Origin of the sequence: Flavobacterium rakeshii (genome assembly GCF_009741375.1) — a bacterium.
Taxonomy (GTDB): domain Bacteria; phylum Bacteroidota; class Bacteroidia; order Flavobacteriales; family Flavobacteriaceae; genus Flavobacterium; species Flavobacterium rakeshii.
In genome coordinates, this window is sequence record NZ_WOWP01000001.1 from 92,319 (window position 1) to 113,075 (window position 20,757).

23 protein-coding genes and 1 pseudogene are annotated in these 20,757 nt (G+C 37.5%); 20 read left to right on the forward strand and 4 right to left on the reverse strand.

Annotation, left to right across the window (positions count from 1 at the left end; all coding sequences use genetic code 11):
- Window positions 1-8 precede the first annotated feature (8 nt).
- On the forward strand, window positions 9-698 hold the full coding sequence (locus GN157_RS00485; protein WP_157481173.1) for a hypothetical protein: 690 nt from the start codon (window positions 9-11) through the stop codon (window positions 696-698).
- An 80-nt stretch (window positions 699-778) separates the two neighbouring features.
- Entirely contained in the window at window positions 779-1,213 is a 435-nt protein-coding gene (locus GN157_RS00490) for an SRPBCC family protein (RefSeq protein ID WP_157481175.1), read from the forward strand.
- Between the two features lie 32 nt (window positions 1,214-1,245).
- Here GN157_RS00490 and GN157_RS00495 read toward each other — a convergent pair whose 3' ends face one another.
- Window positions 1,246-1,845 (reverse strand): dihydrofolate reductase family protein, encoded by a 600-nt coding sequence (locus tag GN157_RS00495; protein WP_157481176.1) that lies wholly within the window; start codon window positions 1,843-1,845, stop codon window positions 1,246-1,248.
- A gap of 167 nt (window positions 1,846-2,012) precedes the next feature.
- On the opposite strand from GN157_RS00495, the gene GN157_RS00500 reads away from it, so the two are divergent.
- From GN157_RS00500 to GN157_RS00515, 4 genes and pseudogenes are all read left to right on the forward strand, one after another.
- The gene (locus GN157_RS00500; RefSeq protein WP_157481177.1) at window positions 2,013-2,993 is read left to right on the forward strand and encodes a GlxA family transcriptional regulator; all 981 of its coding nucleotides are present in this window, start codon (window positions 2,013-2,015) and stop codon (window positions 2,991-2,993) included.
- Window positions 2,994-3,079: 86 nt separating this feature from the next.
- Window positions 3,080-3,496, forward strand: a complete 417-nt coding sequence (locus GN157_RS00505) for a hypothetical protein (RefSeq protein ID WP_157481178.1) — start codon at window positions 3,080-3,082, stop codon at window positions 3,494-3,496.
- A gap of 111 nt (window positions 3,497-3,607) precedes the next feature.
- A pseudogene (locus GN157_RS00510) lies at window positions 3,608-4,753 on the forward strand (ABC transporter ATP-binding protein).
- Between the two features lie 14 nt (window positions 4,754-4,767).
- Entirely contained in the window at window positions 4,768-6,435 is a 1,668-nt protein-coding gene (locus GN157_RS00515) for a hypothetical protein (RefSeq protein WP_157481179.1), read from the forward strand.
- On the opposite strand, the gene GN157_RS00520 is transcribed toward GN157_RS00515, so the two are convergent.
- The gene (locus tag GN157_RS00520; protein WP_157481180.1) at window positions 6,432-6,665 is read right to left on the reverse strand and encodes a VF530 family protein; all 234 of its coding nucleotides are present in this window, start codon (window positions 6,663-6,665) and stop codon (window positions 6,432-6,434) included. The two genes, GN157_RS00515 and GN157_RS00520, sit on opposite strands and share 4 nt — an antisense overlap.
- Before the next feature lie 134 nt (window positions 6,666-6,799).
- Here GN157_RS00520 and smpB point away from each other — a divergent pair, with 134 nt between their 5' ends.
- A complete protein-coding gene (smpB, locus tag GN157_RS00525; RefSeq protein WP_157481181.1) occupies window positions 6,800-7,255 on the forward strand; it encodes an SsrA-binding protein SmpB in 456 nt (151 codons plus the stop codon).
- A gap of 38 nt (window positions 7,256-7,293) precedes the next feature.
- On the opposite strand, the gene GN157_RS00530 is transcribed toward smpB, so the two are convergent.
- Window positions 7,294-7,941, reverse strand: coding sequence for a protein-L-isoaspartate(D-aspartate) O-methyltransferase (locus GN157_RS00530; protein WP_035132823.1), 648 nt, complete (start codon window positions 7,939-7,941; stop codon window positions 7,294-7,296).
- A gap of 171 nt (window positions 7,942-8,112) precedes the next feature.
- Here GN157_RS00530 and GN157_RS00535 point away from each other — a divergent pair, with 171 nt between their 5' ends.
- The 13 genes from GN157_RS00535 to GN157_RS00595 all read left to right on the forward strand — a co-directional run bounded on the left by GN157_RS00535 (window position 8,113) and on the right by GN157_RS00595 (window position 19,945).
- Entirely contained in the window at window positions 8,113-9,081 is a 969-nt protein-coding gene (locus GN157_RS00535; protein ID WP_157481182.1) for a Gfo/Idh/MocA family protein, read from the forward strand.
- 2 nt (window positions 9,082-9,083) lie between these two features.
- The gene (locus GN157_RS00540; RefSeq protein WP_157481183.1) at window positions 9,084-9,596 is read left to right on the forward strand and encodes a hypothetical protein; all 513 of its coding nucleotides are present in this window, start codon (window positions 9,084-9,086) and stop codon (window positions 9,594-9,596) included.
- Window positions 9,597-9,761: 165 nt separating this feature from the next.
- The gene (locus tag GN157_RS00545) at window positions 9,762-10,124 is read left to right on the forward strand and encodes a hypothetical protein (protein ID WP_157481185.1); all 363 of its coding nucleotides are present in this window, start codon (window positions 9,762-9,764) and stop codon (window positions 10,122-10,124) included.
- 17 nt (window positions 10,125-10,141) lie between these two features.
- Window positions 10,142-11,329, forward strand: a complete 1,188-nt coding sequence (locus GN157_RS00550; protein ID WP_157481187.1) for a carboxypeptidase-like regulatory domain-containing protein — start codon at window positions 10,142-10,144, stop codon at window positions 11,327-11,329.
- Window positions 11,330-11,356: 27 nt separating this feature from the next.
- Window positions 11,357-12,538 (forward strand): carboxypeptidase-like regulatory domain-containing protein, encoded by a 1,182-nt coding sequence (locus GN157_RS00555; RefSeq protein ID WP_157481189.1) that lies wholly within the window; start codon window positions 11,357-11,359, stop codon window positions 12,536-12,538.
- A 163-nt stretch (window positions 12,539-12,701) separates the two neighbouring features.
- Window positions 12,702-13,592 carry a 3-hydroxybutyryl-CoA dehydrogenase gene (locus GN157_RS00560; RefSeq protein WP_157481191.1) on the forward strand — a complete coding sequence of 297 codons (891 nt, stop codon included), beginning with the start codon at window positions 12,702-12,704 and terminating at the stop codon, window positions 13,590-13,592.
- 49 nt (window positions 13,593-13,641) lie between these two features.
- Window positions 13,642-13,998 (forward strand): SdpI family protein, encoded by a 357-nt coding sequence (locus GN157_RS00565; RefSeq protein ID WP_157481192.1) that lies wholly within the window; start codon window positions 13,642-13,644, stop codon window positions 13,996-13,998.
- An 11-nt stretch (window positions 13,999-14,009) separates the two neighbouring features.
- Complete coding sequence (locus GN157_RS00570; protein ID WP_157481194.1) at window positions 14,010-15,224, forward strand: DUF1015 domain-containing protein; 1,215 nt, start codon at window positions 14,010-14,012, stop codon at window positions 15,222-15,224.
- Between the two features lie 108 nt (window positions 15,225-15,332).
- Entirely contained in the window at window positions 15,333-15,998 is a 666-nt protein-coding gene (locus GN157_RS00575; protein WP_157481196.1) for a YggS family pyridoxal phosphate-dependent enzyme, read from the forward strand.
- A 60-nt stretch (window positions 15,999-16,058) separates the two neighbouring features.
- Entirely contained in the window at window positions 16,059-17,423 is a 1,365-nt protein-coding gene (locus tag GN157_RS00580; RefSeq protein ID WP_157481198.1) for an exonuclease domain-containing protein, read from the forward strand.
- A 39-nt stretch (window positions 17,424-17,462) separates the two neighbouring features.
- Window positions 17,463-18,287: an ion transporter gene (locus tag GN157_RS00585; RefSeq protein ID WP_157481200.1), complete on the forward strand. Its 825-nt coding sequence runs from the start codon at window positions 17,463-17,465 to the stop codon at window positions 18,285-18,287.
- Window positions 18,288-18,290: 3 nt separating this feature from the next.
- Window positions 18,291-19,205 (forward strand): tRNA (adenosine(37)-N6)-dimethylallyltransferase MiaA, encoded by a 915-nt coding sequence (gene miaA / locus GN157_RS00590; protein ID WP_157481202.1) that lies wholly within the window; start codon window positions 18,291-18,293, stop codon window positions 19,203-19,205.
- Window positions 19,205-19,945: an acyl-[acyl-carrier-protein] thioesterase gene (locus tag GN157_RS00595; RefSeq protein ID WP_157481204.1), complete on the forward strand. Its 741-nt coding sequence runs from the start codon at window positions 19,205-19,207 to the stop codon at window positions 19,943-19,945. Before miaA ends, GN157_RS00595 begins: the two co-directional genes overlap by 1 nt.
- Before the next feature lie 87 nt (window positions 19,946-20,032).
- Here GN157_RS00595 and GN157_RS00600 read toward each other — a convergent pair whose 3' ends face one another.
- Complete coding sequence (locus GN157_RS00600; protein ID WP_129750162.1) at window positions 20,033-20,752, reverse strand: response regulator transcription factor; 720 nt, start codon at window positions 20,750-20,752, stop codon at window positions 20,033-20,035.
- Between the last annotated feature and the right edge of the window lie 5 nt (window positions 20,753-20,757).

Here is a 20,757-nt window from a genome sequence, read left to right on the forward strand (position 1 = left end):
AGTTACTAATGGATTTATATACAATGGGGCAATGGACAGATGCTATTGAAAATCTTTCTGTTAGCACACAAAAAAAGGAAAAGAAGTTACAGGAGCTATCCACTTTATGGAAGTTTGTTTCCACAAGCAGGGAGTTTGTTACTATTAACGGTGACTTTGGACTGAAGTATAATAACGAAGAGATTAACACAGTTGTGGCCGACCTCAACCTTATACAATCGGGCTACAGTGATGTTTTAGAACAAACACTACAGGAAACCGAACTTAACCTGCTCCACAATCAAAAACAGGGGTTTTATACGCTTACGCTCTACAAGCATATAAACAACTTTACCACAAACGGGTTACTGGAACTTCAGGAAGAACTTATACTGTGCAGCGAAGGTGAAATGGTACACTATTGCTATGTGAAGGAATTTAACCGCACACAAGCCCTTTACCATAAAATAAATGCTAACCTAAAGGTTAAAGAAATTGCCCGCGAAGATGTAATAAAAGTATTAAAAAAGGAGGAGATAAAAGCCAGCGGAACCAATAAAAAATGGCTTATACTTACACTGGATAATTACCAGAGTAAGTGTGATCATTTCTTTATTAAGGATGAGGTTTTATACCTTCCGTTTGAAAGCGGATACGATAGGGTTTTTCTGTTCGATTTTTTCAAATCAGAGATTATTGAACTCAAAACCAATTTATAAAGCGAAGTTAAAGAGCGTTAAATAGCTTACCGGTACATTTTGCTTTGATTAATTTTAAGGTAAAATCAAACTAAAAAGCTATGAGTAAATCACTTATTGTAAAAAACAACATTAGGATAAATGCACCCCTTAGCCGTGTGTGGGAGGTGCTTACAAAACCCAGATACATTCGCCTGTGGGACCAGCTTCCCGAAGACTTTGGCGATTATGACATTGACCCTGCCACTGTGATAGAATGGCCGGGATATTCAAGACTATCGGTAATTGAATTTATCCCTAACCAAAGGCTACGATACGAACTATATGTACCTACATGGGAAGAGCGCGTTACCAATATTGGTTACACTTATACCCTAACCGTAGATGATGACGGGAACACATGGCTGGGTGTGGAAATAGGCGACTTTGCCATACTTGCCGAAGGCGATAAATACTATGATACCAGTGTGGACTTTGAAAAAACAGCTTCACAAAAAATAAAGGAACTGGCAGAAAAAAGGGAAATTGTATTTTAATTTCCCTTTTTTAATTATCTATATTTTATCTACTACTTACGTCTGTAGTAAAACAGCATGACTCCGTTACGGAACTCTTTTGTGGCTACCAGTTCCAAAAAATGTGGAGCCATCGATTTGAACAACAGTTTCCCCCTGCCCAGTTTTACAGGATGCACCCATAACTGAAACTCATCTATAAGCTGACTGTCTATTAAATACCAAACCAGTTGTGCACTGCCATATATCATAATAGCGTCACCCTCCTGCTCTTTTAAATTCTTTATATAATTGGCAGGATCATCATTTACCATAATACTGTTATTCCAGGCACTATGAGTTAGCGTTTTAGAAAATACCACTTTGGTATAAGTGTTAATCATTTGTGCAAAGGCACGGTCTTCAACAGGAGAAGATAAATCAACTCCCTTATTGGACCAGTAGGCCGACATGGCATTGAAGGTAATCCTTCCGAAGAGAATGGTATCGGCCTTATTAAGTTCATCAGCAAGGCACTCAGCCATCTCGGTAGTCCAGGTATTAAAATGCCAGTCGAGTTCGCAGTGCGGTCCCGAAAGGTAACCGTCACTGGTTACATTCATGGAGAGTATAAGCTTTCGCTTACTTTGTGTTTCTTTATTTGTGTGTAACATAGCGGTTTAAGGTGATTAACAAAGATATAGCACAGTAACAGCCCCTCACGGTGCAGGTACAGACATTTTAAGGGGCGGTTACCGACATAAATAATTTTATTACCTTAGCCTTTGTTTTCATGTTTATCGCTACCACCTTTACGTTTTACTAAATAGAAAAAGGAATTATGATACATGTATCGATACTGGTGCCAAACGAGGCTATAATGGCAAGCATAGTAGATCCCCGAACCATTTTTACTGGAGCAAACAATTTTCTTGAAGCTGCCGGGCACTCCCCTGTTTTTAATATTCAGTTTGTAGGACTGTCACGCGAGGTGGAATATCACGAAGGACTTTTTGCCGTGCGTACTGATGCCCTGCTGAAAGACATTAAAAAAACCGACCTGATTATTATACCTGCTATTAGCGGGCAACTGGAAAGGGCTATAGATATTAACAGGGATTTTATTCCGTGGATAATAAAACACTACAATAACGGTAGTGAAGTAGCGAGCCTTTGTATAGGTTCGTTTTTACTGGCATCTACCGGACTGCTTGACGGTAAAGAATGTTCCAGCCACTGGCAAACGGCAAACGAGTTTAGGCAAATGTTCCCCGATGTAACACTTGTAGACGGACGCATTGTTACCGAACAACAGGGACTTTACTCCAGTGGTGGTGCTACCTCATATTGGAGCCTGCTGCTACATTTGGTTGAAAAACATGCCGGTCGTGATATTGCCATTGTCGCCTCTAAAGTATTTGCTTTAGAAATTGACCGTAAGAGTCAGTCACCATTCATCATGTTTAACGGGCAAAAAAATCATGATGATGAGCCTATACGCAAGGCTCAGGAGTTTATAGAGCAAAACATTGCCGAAAAAATATCTATAGATGAACTTGCCGATAAGTTTGCCATAGGGCGAAGGCATTTTGACCGACGTTTTAAAAAGGCTACAAACAATACAGCAGGCGAATACATACAGCGCGTTAAAATTGAAGCTGCAAAAAAGCAACTGGAAACCAGCAATAAAAATATTAACGAAATAATGTATGAAGTAGGTTATAATGATACCAAAACCTTTAGAAACCTCTTTAAAAAACTAACCGGACTCTCTCCTGTTGAATACAGAAACAAATACAACAGAGAAACAATAATTGCATAACTATAAAATTTAGTTAAAATTTGCAGTTTACCAGCAACCTTTTTAATACAGTTGCATCTAATAAACAAAAACAACGAAGAAGCACTATGAAGTACCTTAAGTTTTTAGCACTATTTTTAGCAATGACAACTCTTAGCGGATGTTTGAGTGATGATGAAAATTACTGTTCTCAAACAGTTAATCCGTTTGCAACTCAGGTTACCGGTCCTGATACTGTGTTAACCGGCGAGGAAATAACCATAAATGTATCGTTTACTATTGTAGATGGGTGTGGTACTTTTATAGGATTTCAACAAAATGGTGTTTACCCAAAAAGTGTATATCCGGCTGTACAGTATGAAGGCTGTAACTGTACCGGTAACCAACACATAACTACCGAAGGTTTTGTCTTTTCTGAAGATGAGCCGGGTGAATATGAATTAAAATTTGCCAATGGTGTAAATGAGGAAGGAACGGCTTATACTTATATTTATAAAACCATTACGGTAAGTGACCCTGAGTAATCTAAAATAATTTTAGTTTATTTATATTGATGTATGGCCCTGCAATTGCAGGGCTTTTTTGTTAAATATCACTTTGATTTTTGATATATTTGAAGTTTACACGCTTTACTTATGAACGAATTTGAAAAACAATATCAGGAAATTTTAGACTTCCTGAAGTTTGAAGACTATCCGCTTGCCGTTAAACGTATTATTGACTTTACCCTCGATACTCAGGAAATAGGCTTTTACACAAAAACATGCAACCTGCTTAACTGGCTTGACAATAACCCTGATGACAACTCCAAAAAGGAAAAGCTACAGGAACTATTGGCAGAACTACATTCGGCATTAGTAAAGCGACCGCAACAAATAAGGCAAAACATACTTGAAGCCAGTGAGCTTACAAAAAAATACTCGGGCTTTACCCTTGGTCCGGTTAACCTATCGCTTAATGAAGGAGATATTATAGGGCTTGTAGGTGAAAACGGTAATGGTAAAACAACCCTTTTACGCTCCCTGTGTGGTGAGCTTCACCCTACCAGCGGACACATTAGCTATAACTTTAAGCATGAAGATTTGTATGACCTGCGTACCAAGTTGGTTTACATACCGCAGCGAACAGATACCTGGTATGGTTCCATGATGGATAACCTGCTGTTTACAGCCACAAGCTACGGCTTTTCCCCACAAGAATCTCCGCTTGTGGTAGAACTGGTAGTTGCCAGGCTGGGACTTAGAAAATTCAGGAAACATAAATAGAAAGATCTTTCTTCCGGTTATAAAATGAGGTTTGAACTGGCGCGTATGCTGTTACGAAAACCTAAAGTGCTGCTTATAGACGAACCCCTTGCCAATTTAGATATACTGGCACAACAAACCGTACTGGAAGATTTTAAGGCCATAGCTAAATCGGCCTTTAGGCCAATAGGAATAATACTGAGTTCGCAGCAACTGTATGAGGTAGAAAAAACATCTGATGAGGTTATATTCCTGAAACAGGGAATACAAAAAAACCTGAAAGAAAACAATGAGGCTAACGATACTGAAAAACATTTAGTAATAGAGTTTGAAAGTCCCTGGTCACAAAGTAAATTAAACGATTACCTGTTAAGTACAGGCTTGGTGAGCCTACAGTTTAACGGAGGTACTTATATCGCCACATTTAACGGTAGTGTTACCATAAATCATTTTATGAAAGCAGTTATAGACCAAAATATACCGGTGGTTTATATACGTGATATCTCTAACTCAACCAGACGCTTTTTTGTTTCCTAAAAACCACACCAGCCATGTTTAAAAAAATACAAAACTATTTACTGCTTCACCACCCTTTGCTGTGGAATACAAAGTTTATCCCTGTAATAATAATAACCCTTATCATTAATATTTTATTTTTTGCCGGCGGTTACCTTACAGGAGCTGTAGATTTTAATGATCCGCATAGCCTTGATGAATACAGTCATTATGAGCCAATGACTATATTTCTAAACCTGATTATTAGTTTACTGGTTATTATACTATGGCTTACTTTTTACTTTAGGAACAATGGTTTTAAATCGTTTTATCCTAAAAAAAACAACTCCCTGTATAAAGAGTGGCTTATTATATTAACTGTATGTTTGTTAAACTTCAGCAATACTGCGATATATGAATATGCCTTTGATTTAAGGGCAAGGAATTACTACAGTAAAGAAGAAGTAATAAAGAGAACAAACTTATTGAGCAGAGCATCAATATTTGTAGACGGGTCGTTTTATCACTGGGGTCGTTTTGACAGAACACAGTATAACGAGCTTCTCGATTCATTAGAAAATAACAATCTCAGGTATGAATATAAGGAGTATGATGAAGAGGTGGTAGTGATTCCGGAAATTGAACCTGTACCTGAAGTGTATAATGGAGGAAATAAAAGGAATAAAGGAAAGGAATTATACAACCCAGAATGGGATACAGTATGTTATTTTGGGAACCAATACCCTATTACTTCTTTAGTTAACAAACAAAATTTAAAATTCAGTATTCAGGAAAATATACATGATTCTATTAATGAATGGAAAGTAAAAACCTGGATGCTAAACAGGGAAAAAGACTCTATTAAAAAACTGTTAGATGATTTTTTTGTTTTAGTTAACGAACATAACTTACAAGCCAATATAACCTCAAAACAGTGGTTTGATTTTGTTTATAAACCAAATGATTATAATGATTACCAGATAGTAGGAAATGATGAATTTAATGTAATAAATGATGAAAGAAAATCACGCAACAATAAGGAATATAAAACCAGAAACGACTTAGAAAATAACCGCTTAGAAAAAAGTGAAAATACACCCTTTGTATTAGCCAAATATTATGTACCGCTTAAGCGTATGGAAAATGCATACGACAGAATTTCGGGAGCCTACGTTTCACCTATTGATTTCACGGACATTCTTGGCATTATTTATTTTGCCTTTATAGCATCACTTGTTATTTTTTCTTTCAGGATATCTTCAGTTAAAAACTGGTTTATTTCAGTTATTTCATTGGGTATAATGGGGCTTATTACCTTTATTTTTTCGTTTATAATAACTTATAGTTTAACAGGATATTACGATAGCAGTCAATCAGTCACCTTTATTACGATATGGGCTGTAATACTAATAGTATGCCTTATATACTTTGTATATATTAACAGGCAAAAAACATCAAAAAAACTATCGGGTATAGTAGCAAACATCCTTTTATGGATATTGCCATTTAGTTTGGTAATAGTATATTTCTATTTATACACATACTATGATGCCACAGAAATAAGAGATATTAACGGAAGTCGTATATATGAAAGAACCGGATTAGAAAAAATTATACATGATAACGCCCTTGAATTTTTTTATATAAACATGGCGTTTATATTACTATACATGTATCCGTTTACAAAACTTATAAAAAAATGGAAAGGTATTGCAGAGGCTTAGTCCTGCTGCATTTTTGGCAGAGTACGTATATACAGGTTTTCCACCTTTTTACGTGCCCAGTCGGTTTTTCTTAAAAAAGTAAGGCTCGACTTTACACTTGGATTCTCGTTAAAACATTTTATTTTTATCAGTTCGCCAAGGGTATCAAAGCCATAAAAAGCCACAAGGTCTTCTACTATCTTTTTTAAGGTTATGCCGTGTAAAGGGTCGTTTGAGCGTTTTGTTTCCATAGTGTAAATATAGTTAGTATTTTTATTACCACATTGAAGCATAATTACCAACATATTACCCATAAAATATAATTATTACAGGCCGGGCTAACCCCTTGCCGCATTAAACTATTGTACTTACCTTTGCAATCCTTATGCAAAAAACGGTTAACATATTAAACAAAAGAGCCCGCTTTGATTATGAGATACTGGAGCGTTATACAGCCGGTATCGTTTTGGCAGGATCTGAAATTAAATCCATTCGTTTGGGCAAGGCTTCTATTGCCGAAAGTTTCTGTGAATTTCACGGTCATGAGCTGTTTGCCATAAACACCAATATAGAAGAATACACTTATAGCAGAAGCTTTAGCCATGCTCCAAAAAGTGAACGTAAACTACTGCTTAACAAAAGGGAACTTAAAGGTCTTTTAAAAAGTGTACAGAACAAAGGTTTGACTATTGTTCCGCTTAGGCTGTTTACAAACGAAAAAGGACTTGCCAAACTGGAAATTGGGCTGGCACGCGGTAAAAAGAATTATGACAAGCGTGATACCATTAAAGATCGTGATGTAAAGCGCGATCTGGACAGAATCAAAAAAGTATACAAATAAAAAAAGGGTTGACATTAAGTCAACCCTTTTTTTATACGTTAGTTTTTATTTTCCAACAATGGTACAAACCTAAATTCGCCAAATTCATGTTTTTCAAACTGGGTTTCGTTTTTTCTTATCAGCATTGTCATTATCTGTACACCCTGCTCGTTATCAACAGGAATAATAAGCCTGCCTCCTATTTTTAACTGCGCCATTAAAGGCTTAGGTATAAACGGAGCACCGGCAGTAACAATAACACTGTCAAACGGAGCAAAATTAGGCAGCCCTTTGTAGCCGTCGCCAAACGAAAGGTGTTTAGGTCGTATACCCAGTTTAGGCAACAACAGCGATGTGGTTTTAAAAAGTTCCCTTTGTCTTTCCACACTGTATACTTTTGCCCCCATAGTACATAATACAGCGGTTTGATAGCCAGACCCCGTGCCTATTTCAAGTATTTTATGTTCGGGCTCTACTTCCAGTAATTGTGATTGGAATGCTACGGTATAAGGTTGAGATATAGTTTGACCTGCCCCAATAGGGAAAGCCTTATCCTGATAGGCATAATCTTCAAAGCTGGAATCTAAAAAAAGGTGTCGCGGTATCTTTTTAATGGCCGCAAGTACATTTTTATCTGTAATGCCTTTTTGTTCCAAAACGCTTACCAACTGATTACGAAGTCCCTGATGTTTTCCTGTATCTCTCAATGCTGCAAAATGTTTATTTTGTAAAAATAGAAAACATTTCACATAGGGTGCAATAGTAAATTCACTATCATATTAACAATGCAATATTCGTAAAAAACATACATTATTTTTAGTACTGTGTTCTTGCGTTTTACAGCGAAATAGTTTTATTTTTGTTAAAAATTTTTCTTTATGCTTAAAGTAGGAGTATTGGGCGCAGGCCATTTAGGGAAAATCCACCTGCGTTTACTCAACCAATCCCAAAAATATGAACTGGTAGGGTTTTATGACCCTAACAGCGCCAATGCCGATAAAGTGGCAAAAGAACACGGCTACCGTAAATTTGACTCTATAGAAGAACTTATAAATGCTGTGGATGTGGTAGATATTGTAACCCCTACCCTTTCACATCACGATTGTGCCAAAGAGGCCATTACTGCCGGCAAACATGTTTTTGTTGAAAAACCTATATCTAACACGGTTGAAGAAGCCGAGGAGATTATAACCCTTGCCAAACAATATAACGTAAAAGGACAGGTAGGACACGTAGAGCGTTTTAACCCTGCCTTTATGGCTACCCGCGAGAAAATTGCTAACCCTATGTTTATTGAAACCCATCGCCTTGCCGAGTTTAACCCTCGCGGTACAGATGTGCCTGTAGTGCTGGATTTAATGATACACGACATAGATGTTATACTTAGCGTGGTAAAAAGTAAGGTTAAGGATGTAAAGGCCAGCGGTGTTTCGGTTATTAGTGATACGCCCGATATTGCCAATGCCCGTATTGAGTTTGAAAACGGATGTGTGGCAAACCTTACAGCAAGCCGTATATCGCTTAAAAACATGCGTAAGTCGCGTTTCTTCCAAAAGGATGCTTATATATCGGTTGACTTTTTAGATAAGATGTGTGAAGTGGTAAAAATGAAAGATGCTCCCGAAGAACCGGGCGATTTTGATATGATACTGCAAAATGCCGAAGGTCTTAAAAAGCAAATTTACTTTGAGAATCCTGAAATTGTGGCAAACAATGCCATACTGGATGAACTGGAAACTTTTGCCGATGCCATAAACAACAATACTACACCAATAGTAACGTTGGAAGACGGTACCGAAGCCTTAAGGATAGCTTACCGCATTATAGACTGTTTTGAAAATAAATAGTTATGGTAATCAGGTCGAAGTTCACATCTTACATTTATTTTCCGTTTCTGGTATTATTACCAATAGGTTTAATAATTAGTATAAATGTTACTGTAGGAAAGGAAAACATCCCTATTGAGGCTCTAATATTTTTTATAATATCATCGGCATGGATATTACTTTCTGCTTTACTGTATGAAGTACGTTTAAGGATAATTAAAGTAGAACTTAATTCAAGGGAAGTTCTTGTTAGAAAATTTTTCGGATTAGGAGCAGAAAAAAAATACCGACTCAAAGACCTGGAAGGCTTTCATACCTTTACCAGAAAAACAAGAAAAAAGAATGGTTTTAGAAGTGAAATCATTGAATATGATTTTATCCATTTAATGTATAAAGGGAGAATTGTAGCAAGAATTTCTAACCTCTACCACAGTAACTATAATGAAATGGCCGAGTTTACTAAAGAGCATTTAACCTATCTTGGGTATAAAAAGCCTAACATTTTTTCAGAGATAAAAGATGCACTAAGTTTTTAATATATGTCGGTAAAATCTAAGTTTTATATTTCGGTATATTTTGTTCTGATAGCAAATGTTTTTTATATTTCATTTTTCATTCTTTTACTATTAGTCCCAACCTACTCCTTTAATCAATTTTATGAGCTTATAGTATTACTCCCTATGTTTCTGTTCTCCTTAACAATGGGATTCAATATATTTTTCCTCGAAGGGATTCTTAAAATCAATTCAATAAAAATAAACAACCATGAAATACTTGTAAAGAAAGGTTGGGGGCTGCTCAAAGAAAAAAAATATAGATTAAAGGATATTGAAGGTTTTTATAATTATACAAGAAAGGTAAGGAGAAAAAAAGGGTTTGTTTACACAATAGACGAATACAAATACCTACTACTTGTACAAAACGGAAAAATTGTTGCTCGAATATCTCAACAGTATCATAAAAATTACAGAGAAATAGCTAACTTCACACAAAAACACTTATTACATTTGGGACATAAAAAACCCGGTTTATTATCCGAGATAAAAGATGCAGTAAAATTCTAACCAAACCCTTACCAACCATGAAAAAACTGTTTTTACTTCTGTTATTAGTTGTTACTACAAGTGGTATTGCACAAAACCTTTTAAAAGGCACCGTGAAAGACCTCTCCACACAGGAAAACATGGAACTGGTTACGGTTAGTACAAAGGATCAGCAAAACAACACTATATCAAACACCGAAGGGAACTTTCAGTTAAGTTACCCCGATGGTACTCAAACCATAGTACTTACCTATTTGGGATATGCTCCACTGGAGGTGAATCTTACAAACCTGCCACAGGATAACATTTTTTATCTTGAACCAACAGATTTTGAACTTGAGGAAATAGTAGTTATCAGTACACCACTTAACGAGTTTGTAGAACAGTTGGTTAAAAACTCATACAACCATTTAAATGCTCCGTTCCTGTTAAGTACCTATTACAGGGAGTTTGTAAAAATAAACGATACTTACAGTAAATTTTCAGACGGACTCATAGATTACAACGTAGACAAAAGCCGTAAAGAGATTAAAAGTAATGTAGTAGTAAAACAAAGCCGTGCCTTTAAACTTAATACCGATGAGGAAAGTATGCTTGCTGCCGAAATGACCTCTCCACTAGACCTGCGTAAAGCAGTTTCAAGAGACTGCAATTTTGGGGTACTGGACCATGTTTTTGGCAAAAAGGAATTTAAAAAATATTCTTTTATTGTTAAGTCACAAAAAGATGCAAACGGTAATGATGTTCAAACCATTTACTACGAGCCATTACCAGAGATAGAAGAACCGTTATATGCCGGTAGTGTTACTTATGACCCTGCCAAGAACCTTATACTTGCCATGGAGCTTTACATGGCTCCGTCACACAGACAGTATTCTAAGCTGAGAAATTTTCTGATTATCAAAGCAAGACTGGAAAACGTAGGCTATAAATGCCTGTTTAAGCTTACTAATGATAATTACATGCTATCTTACTCCTGTGTATATGGTGATATTTACATCAAAAACAAAAAAAGGTTTGACGATAATATCATATTTAAAAGCGACCTTATCGTAACCAACTTCACGAGTGACCTGAGTTCTTTCAACAAAAAAGAAAAATACAGAGATAAAGATCTATATCAGGCGGGAACAAATTATACCGAGGAGTTTTGGAAGAAAAACAACTCCATACTTTTAACTACCGAAGAAGAAGAGATTATCAGTTCGCTAAAGGATGTAAAATAAACAGATTAACAAATCCGTTTATATGCCATGAAAAAACTCCTTACTCTTTTTTTAATGGCAGCAGGCGTTACTGCAGCGTTAGCCCAAACTCCCGTTAAAGGAATTATTAAAGATGTCTCTACCGGGCTCACTCTCTCCCTTGTAAACATTACTACCGATGACGGAAGGTATGGTACAATATCCAATAGCGAAGGTAACTTTAGGCTCTATTACGGGCCGCAAACCAAAAAAATAAAACTGAGCTATTTAGGGTATTTTGATTATGAAATCCCCCTTAACGACCTCCCTAAAGACGGTGTGTATTTTCTTGAACCAAAGAGTTTTGATTTAGAGGAAGTAGTTATAACCAATACCCCTATTAACGAACTGCTGGAACAGTTAATAAAAGAATCTAAAGCCAGGTTAACTTCACCACTGGTGCTCAATACCTACTACAGGGAGTTTGTAAATTTTAATAATGAGTACGTTCAGTTTGCCGATGGTATTGTAGACTACAGGCTTCGTAAAAAAGGGAACAAAAACAAGATAAAAACCGATGTTTTTATAAAACAAAGCAGAGCATTACATTTAAAAGACTATAAGGAAGGGATGATGTACCTTCGCCCTGAAGACGTAAGGAAATCGGCAGCTAACCGATGTGAGTTTGACCTTATCACTACCGAACTACTTAAGGGCAATACCTATAAAAAATACAGTTTCAGTATCAAAACACAACAGGATAGCGAAGGGCAAACCTTAAACACCATATCGTTCACTCCGAAAGAAGACGATGGCGACGACTATGTGGAAGGGACAATAGTATACAACCCCGAAACCAACCTTATACTAAGCATGGAAGCAAGGAGGTTCCTTTCAGACAAGGAAGCACACTCCTACAACATGCTAATAGCCCGTATACAAATGGTTGATTTTTATTACAAAAGCATATTTACAACACAGGATAACGAGTACCGACTGTATTATGCTTCACTTCACGTTGCGGCTAGGATATGGAAGAAAAACGGATATGATAACACCTATGTATTTAAAAACGACCTTGTGGTAACTAAAACCGGTAAAGATGAATCGGTTTTTGAAAGCGGAATCAAAATGGATAAAAGATCTATTTATGAAATGGGGCAAAACTACAGCGAAAAATACTGGGAAACAGGCAATGTATTACCACTAACCGATAAGGAGCAGCAAATAATAGATTCACTGGAGTATTAACCTTATAAAACTATCATATTAGCCTGTATAACCATTTATTATTACGAATTTGAAAAGAAATTCATTACAAAAACGTTTTCTGTTGCAAATTTGCCATTATTGTTGCTAATTTTACCGTCAAATTTTCATAAATTCGGCAAACTTTAAACAAACAGACTTTATAATGAAAAACATAGCAGTAATAGGTGCAGGAACAATGGGTAACGGTATTGCCCACACCTTTGCACAAAGCGGATTTACAGTAAAACTTATTGATATATCAGAAAAATCACTGGATAAAGGTATGGCTACCATAGCCGGTAACCTGGACAGGATGATTGCAAAAGGCACTATTACCGAAGAGGATAAAGCTAAAACAATAGGTAACATTATTACCTATACCGATATTAAAGACGGTGTTGTAGGGGTTGACCTTGTGGTTGAAGCCGCTACCGAAAACGTAGACCTTAAACTAAACATATTCAAACAGCTTAACGAGTACTGTGAGGAAAACACAATTTTGGCAACAAATACGTCGTCTATCTCTATTACTCAAATTGCAGCTGTTACAACAAGACAGGACAAAGTAATTGGTATGCACTTTATGAACCCGGTGCCAATTATGAAACTGGTAGAAATTATTCGTGGTTACAATACTTCTGATGAAGTTACCAAAACCATTATGGACCTTTCGGTTAAACTAAGTAAAGTACCTGTAGAAGTTAACGATTACCCTGGCTTTGTGGCAAACCGTATACTTATGCCAATGATTAACGAAGCTATCGAAACACTTTACAACGGTGTTGCGGGTGTATATGAAATTGACACGGTAATGAAACTGGGTATGGCTCACCCAATGGGGCCGTTACAACTAGCCGATTTTATTGGTCTTGATGTATGCCTTTCTATCCTTAACGTAATGTACGACGGATTTAAAAACCCTAAATATGCACCATGTCCATTATTGGTTAACATGGTACGCGCCGGTAAACTGGGCGTTAAATCGGGTGAAGGTTTCTACGATTATTCCGAAAGCAGAAAAGCCGAGAAAGTGGCAAAAATGTTTGCAAAGTAATATATTAAAAGACGGGTTTTTCAGCCCGTCTTTTTTAACTCTTTAAGTCATGGAAATTAATTGGGATAGCCAGTCGCTTTTGGTATTGGGCATGTCGGGGCTTGTATTCATTTTAGTGGGAGCAATAATGTATATTTTTCCTCCCAAAAAAATTAACCATTTTTATGGTTACCGTACCCCAAGATCAATGGCATCACAGGAGCGATGGGATTTTTCACAAAAATACTCTTCGGTGTTACTTATTATAAGCGGAGTTGTTTTGGTTCCGCTGGGAGTTATCATATCTTTACTTTCTATCAGTCACAAAACTGATGTCTTATTAAGCATCCCACTCCTACTGCTTTCAGTATTATTATTTTTTATTAAAACCGAACGCGAACTGAAAAAGCGTTTTGGTAAAAATTAAACTTTACACAATTGGCAAAAATAGTTCCATTTAAAGCTGTGCGCCCTACGCGCGACAAGGTGAGTTTGGTTACATCGCGCTCATACGAAGAGTATACTCCTGCCGAACTGGCATCACAGCTTGATTATAACCCTTTTTCATTTTTACATATACTTAATCCTGCTTATGTAAACCTGCACAAAATATCTACCGCTACAAGGTTTAAGGGGGTGCAGTTAAAGTATCAGGAATTTAAGGAAGAAGATGTTTTTAAAAAGGAACTTAATCCTATATTCTTCCTATATGAAATACACAGCAAAAACAACACCTTTACAGGTATTATTGCAGGTACATCTATAGAAGATTACAAGAACAATGTGATAAAAAAACACGAGGACACCCTTGCCTACCGCGTGGAACTGTTTAAGGATTACCTACACCAAACGGGCTTTAATACCGAACCGGTGCTTATTACCTATCCACAAAACAACGAACTCCAGCAATGGATAGACAAACGTAAACAGAAAAGGCCGTTATACCTGTTCTCTTCCCTTAATAAAGACAAGCATACCATTTGGCGTATTAAGGAAGATGAGGAAATACAGTGGGTACAGGAACAGTTTGAAAAAATGGGTAACCTGTACATTGCCGACGGGCATCACCGTTCGGCTTCGGCAGAAATGCTGTACGATCAGGACAAAGATTCGGGTAACGCAAACCTGAACCATTTTATGAGCTTCCTGATATGCGAAACTAATTTAAAAATATACGAATACAACCGTATAGTTAACGACCTTAACGGACTTACAAAACATGCTTTCCTTAAAGCTCTTGAAAAAGATTTCACGATAGTGAACAAAGACCAGGAGTTATGGAAACCAAAACAAAAATATCAGTTTGGTATGTATCTGGACGGTGATTTTTATGCGCTTACATTAAAAAACACTAACTTTAATTCGGTTATGGAGTCGCTGGATGCTCAAATTCTTTACACCAAAGTACTTAACCCTTTACTGGGAATTGGTGATTTGCGTAACGATGAGCGCATTGCCTACATACCGGGCAGTAAACCTGTTACCGCCATTAAGGAAATGGTAGACGGTGGTGATTTTGAAGTGGGCTTTATGCTCTACCCTGCCTCTATAAACGAGATTAAGGAGCTGGCAGACAACAACCTTATTATGCCACCTAAGAGTACGTATATTGAACCAAAATTCAGGAGCGGACTTGTAGTGTATGAAATTTAAATTTCATATCTTCATATAACACAAACAGTACTTTTTCTTAGCAAATAGTATTAAATTTGTTATTCGGGACGATGCCTAAAGTCAGCCCTAAATACCACAATTGAAAAAATGTCGATAAAAGAAAATTTACTTTCCATAAAAGAGGCACTGCCATCACATGTAACCCTTGTGGCAGTAAGCAAAACCAAGCCTGTTAGCGACCTTATGGAGGCTTATAATTCCGGACAGCGTATTTTTGGCGAAAACAAAATACAGGAAATGACCGATAAGCATGAGCAAATGCCTAAGGACATTGAATGGCACATGATAGGCCACGTACAAACCAATAAGGTAAAATACATGGCTCCGTTTGTTAACCTTGTGCATGGTGTGGACAGCCTTAAACTGCTTAAAGAAATAAACAAACAGGCTAAAAAAAACGACCGAGTTATAAACTGCCTGTTGCAAATGCACATAGCCGAAGAGGATACCAAATTCGGGCTGTATGAAGCCGAGCTTAACGAGATACTGGAGTCTGGCGAGTTTCAGCAAATGGAAAACATAAAAGTTACCGGGCTTATGGGTATGGCTACTTTTACCGATAGCGAACACCAAATTGAAAAGGAGTTTGGCTACCTTAAAGGTATATTCGACAGGCTACAGGAACATCCTGAAAGATCTAACTTCAAACCCGAAACACTTTCCATGGGCATGAGTGGTGACTATAAGCTGGCTATTTCCGGCGGAAGTACCATGATTCGCGTGGGTAGTAGTATTTTTGGCTCAAGACATTAAATTTTGGGAATTTTATCCGAAATTTGCATCTTTAAAACTTTAAATAGATAAACACACTTTTTGTACGCAATACTTGACATAGAGACGACCGGAGGTCAGTATAATGAGGAAGGAATAACCGAGATTGCCATATATAAATACGACGGGCATGAGGTAGTAGACCAGTTTATCAGTCTTGTAAACCCCGAGAAACCCATTCAGCCTTTTGTGGTAAAACTTACCGGTATTAATAATGCCATGCTTCGCAGCGCGCCTAAGTTTTATGAGGTTGCCAAGCGTATTATTGAAATTACCGAAGGCTGTATTATAGTGGCACACAACTCCCAGTTTGATTACAGGGTACTGCGCACTGAGTTTAACCGACTGGGATATAACTACGAGCGCCAGTCACTATGTACTGTAGAGCTTTCACAAAAACTGTTACCCGAACAAAAATCACACAGCCTGGGCAAGCTGGTTCGTGCACTGGGAATCCCTATGAGCGACAGGCACCGTGCAACCGGAGATGCTATGGCAACCGTGCATTTGTTCAAATTATTACTGTCTAAAGACACTACTAAGGAAATTGTAAAAAGCCTTATTAAAACCGATCAGAAAAAAGGAATTCCGCCTAAGTTGTTTGATATACTGGAAGGCATCCCTGCGGTTACAGGACTTTATTACATATATAAAGAAAACGGCGACCTGATATACATCGGCAAGAGCCGAAACATAAAGAAAAGGCTGCACCAGCATTTTACAGCAACATCGGGCAAATCAAAACGTATTCAGCGAGATACCTATGCTGTTAAGTATGAAGAAACCGGAAGCGAACTTATTGCCCTGCTTAAAGAGTGCCAGGAAATTAAGGTGAATAAACCCGTGTACAATCGTGCCCAGAAGAAAACAGTTTTCCCGTGGTCTGTGTACGTTGAAAAAAACAGTGAGGGTTACCTGTGCCTTAGCCTGCAAAAAACCGACGGACGTAAAAAGGAAATCATTTCGTTTTCAAGTGCTACCGATGGTAAAAATGCCCTGCACAGAATTGTGGAGCAGTATAACCTGTGTAAAAAAATAAACGGACTTGAGAGTCCGTCGAAACCGAGTTGCTTTGGTCTTGAACTCAATACCTGTAACGGTGCCTGTGTAGGTAATGAATCTGTCGAAGAGTACAACAAACGCGTACAGGAATTTGTAGATAATAACAGCTTTTATAATCAAAGCATGATTATTATAGACCGTGGGCGTACCGTAGAGGAACGCAGTGCCGTACTTATTGAAAAAGGCGAATACAAAGGCTATGCCTTTTACAACCTTAACTACCAGATTACTAAACCCGATATTTTAAAAAACATCCTTATCCCTATGGATAATAACAGGGATGCCAAAAACATTATTAAAAGCTACATAAGGAAAAAGAAGGCTTTAAAAATAGTGCGTCTATAAGAGTTTTAGTAATTTTGATAGGAATCAAACCCTACTGCATTGAAAAAAGGCATTATCAGCGACGATTTCAGGAAAAAACTACACGTTATAATTTACGAGGCCGACACTCCGGCGGGTCGTTTTTTTGACCTTGCCCTGCTGTTTGTTATCATTATAAGTATAGTGGCTGTAATGCTGGAAAGCGTAACATCTATAAGACTGCTTCATGGTAAGGAACTTGCCGTTACCGAGTGGATTATAACCATACTTTTTACGCTTGAATATATTGCACGTATTGTTGCACTCAAAAAGCCTTTAAACTACATTTTTAGCTTTTATGGTATAATCGACTTACTCTCTACCCTGCCTAAATACATTGATGTTTTATTCCCTGGGTTAGGCTTCCTAATATCTATAAGGGCACTGAGACTGTTAAGGGTTTTCAGGATTTTAAAACTGAGTCAGTTTGTAGGGGCATCAAACCAATTATTAACAGCACTCCAAAAGAGCCGTGTAAAAATTGCCGTATTTTTGTTTACGGTCGTTATACTCTGTATCATTTTAGGTACACTTATGTTTATAATTGAAGGCCCCGAGAGTGGCTTTACCAATATACCAGTTAGTATTTACTGGACTATAGTAACCCTTACTACCGTTGGTTTTGGCGATATTACACCCGTTACTCCTTTGGGGCAGTTTGTATCGGTTATAATCATGATTATGGGTTATGGTATTATAGCCGTACCTACAGGGCTGGTTACCGCACAGTTTATACAGGAACGTAGCGAAAACAGTAATACACAGGTATGCCCTAACTGTAATGCAGACCATCATAAGGATAATGCCAACTATTGCTATAACTGCGGGCATCATTTACATAATTAATACATGAATAGTACAGATAAAAAATATCTTATTACCGTTATAGGTCCTACAGCCATAGGCAAAACAGCTATGGCTATTGAGCTTGCCAGGTATTTTAAATGCGAGATACTTTCGGCAGACAGCAGACAGTTTTTTAAGGAAATGAATATTGGTACTGCTGTTCCAAGTGAAGAGGAACTCGCCGCAGCACCACACCATTTTATACAGAACATTAGTGTTTTCGACGAATATAATGTAGGCGACTTTGAGCGCGATGCCATAAATAAACTCGACGAACTGTACACGCAAAATGATTTTGCTGTATTGGTAGGAGGTTCAGGACTGTACATAGATGCTGTTTTAAAAGGTTTTGACGATTTCCCGGATGTAGACACTGCTGTGAGACAGGAAATAATAAACAGCTATGAGGAAAACGGAATTACATGGCTACAGCAGGAACTGGAAAAAAGAGACCCTGTACATTATGCCAATGTAGCCAAAGAGAATCCGCAACGCATGATGCGCGCCCTTGAGGTGTGTATCAGTTCGGGGAAACCCTACTCCTCTTTCTTAAATATCAAAAAGAATTCAAGACGCTTTACTCCTATTGTTATTGGACTGGATGCCGAGAGAGAAGTGATGTACGACCGCATTAACCGCCGTGTGGACATCATGGTAAACAACGGACTTATTGAAGAGGCAAAAGCACTCTATCCCCACAAAAAGTTAAATGCTTTACAAACTGTGGGATACCGCGAATTATTTAGTTACTTTGACGGCGATTTTACCAAAGAATTTGCCATAGAGGAAATAAAAAAGAATACACGACGCTTTGCCAAAAGGCAAATGACATGGTTTAAGCGTACCGAAAGCGTACATTGGTTTGATTTCAATACTAATCCGCAAGAAATTATTAATTACATAGAAAACTCACTATAATGCCAATATCACCACAATTCACATCGGTTTTTACACAAAACTGGGAAATTAATTTTTTACAGTGCCTGCCCAGCGGACACTTAAAACATACCGAACTGTGCAACCTTATGCAGCTTACTGCCGGTGCACATGCCGAACTGGGTGGTATGAGCTTTACCGATATGCAGGTACACGACCAGGCATGGGTACTTAGCCGTATGAGGGTTGAAGTGGATGAACTACCTAAATGGCGTGATACGGTTACTATAAAAACATGGATTTTGGACCTGCAGGGATCACGATCTGTAAGGGCACTGGAAATGTATATAGGGGATAAAAAAGTAGCGGGAGCCCTAACCTACTGGGCGGTTATAAATACCAAACTACGTAAGGCCGAAGCTTTGGTTTTACCCCATGAGCATTTTGAAAAGTATCCCGACAGGATGCCTACACAGGAGCCGTTTAAAAAGGTGGAAATTACAAGAGAAAGTGAAGTGGCTACTGAGAGAACAGTATTATTGTCTGACCTTGATATTGTTTTCCATGCCAATAATGTAAAATATTTGGAATGGTGTCTTGACACGGTAGATTTTAAGCCTTTACTAAAACAACAGCTTAAAAGTTTTGACATGAACTACCTGAGGGAACTTAAGCTGGGAGATAAAATATCAATTAGAAAAGGACAGCACGATAATCAAACTTATTTTACCGTACAAAAAGACGATAAACCTAGTTTTGCCCTGGAGCTTAACTGGAAATAAAGCATAAAAAAAGACTGCCTGAAAAACAAGTATGAGATCGAATTCATAAATTTTTCAGGCAGTCTGCAAAAGTGGATTACTTAGCTTTTATTTTTCTTCTACTTTGTTTTTAACCACTAAACGGAAACCTTCTCCGTGAATGTTAAGAATTTCAACATCCTCATCCGGTTTAAGGTATTTTCTAAGTTTAGCGATATATACGTCCATACTTCTAGACGTAAAGTAGTTATCGTCTCTCCAAATTTTTGTAAGTGCAAGCTCTCTTGGCATCAGGTCATTTTCATGAAGCGCAAGCATTTTAAGCAGCTCGTTTTCTTTTGGTGAAAGTTTTATTGGTTCTTCATTATCAAACGTTAGGAAACGTAGTTTTGAGTTAAGGTGGAACCTTCCTATCTGGAACTCAAACTTAGCATTATCTGTTTTAGTTTCAGATGCCTTTCTTTGAATGATAGCCTTAATTTTCATTAAAAGCACCTCACTGTCAAAAGGTTTGTTAAGGTAATCATCTGCCCCAACTTTGTAACCTTTTAATACATCTTCCTTCATAGACTTAGCTGTAAGGAAAATAATAGGCACTTCTTTATTTTTTTCTCTAATTTCTCTGGCAAGTGTATATCCGTCCTTATAAGGCATCATCACATCAAGGATACAAAGGTCGAAATTGTCCTTTTTAAATTTTTCGAAGCCTTCCATACCGTTTTTGGCTAGTGTAACTTCAAAATCATTAATTGACAGATAATCTTTTAAAACCGCCCCAAAATTTGGGTCGTCTTCTACTAAAAGAATTTTTTTGTGTGTTTCTTCCATATCTC